General features: G+C 63.9%; 1 protein-coding gene. It reads right to left on the bottom strand.

Going from position 1 to position 548, the window contains the following annotated elements; translation table 11 throughout:
* Positions 1 to 548 (bottom strand): DUF4118 domain-containing protein (locus EN914_RS37790; protein WP_127389799.1); only part of this gene is annotated, 548 nt, incomplete at both ends.

Below are 548 nucleotides of genomic sequence, written 5' to 3'. Positions count from 1 at the left end.
ATTATGCTCCCAGGCCCAGCGGGCGGCGGCGATGTCGGCTTCGGCCAGCGTGTCGTCAGGCGGATAGCCGGCCTTGACGGTGATCGTCCCGTCTTCCGGCAAAAGCAGCACCACGCGCAGCTTCAGCATCGAGGCGATCTGGAAGGCGGTGGCCCAGAGAACGTCGTCCAGCGTCCCGGCGCCGGCGAGCTTCTTCGAAAAGAGGTAGATATCCTCGGTCGCCCGCGCCCGCGAGCGGGCGGCGACCGCCTGGCGCTGCACGCGCGCCGTCAGATTGCTGGCAATGACCGCAACGACGAGAAAGACGCCAAGCGCGACGATGCTCTCCGGATCCCTGATCGTCAGCGTATAGCGCGGCTCCAGGAAGAAATAATTGAAAGCATGGGCGCTGACGAAACAAGCATACAGAGCCGGCCACAGGCCGCCGGTCACCGCCGATGCCAGCACCCCGATGAGCAGAATGATCGCCAGATTGCGAACGTCGAGAAACTGATCGAGAAGGACGGCGAAGGCGAGCGAGCCGATGACAAAGGCCGTCGCCTTGAGAT

This window comes from Mesorhizobium sp. M7A.F.Ca.CA.001.08.2.1, from assembly GCF_003998455.1.
GTDB classification, from domain to species: Bacteria; Pseudomonadota; Alphaproteobacteria; order Rhizobiales; family Rhizobiaceae; genus Mesorhizobium; species Mesorhizobium ciceri.
This window is presented reverse-complemented; position numbering and strand designations above follow the sequence as displayed.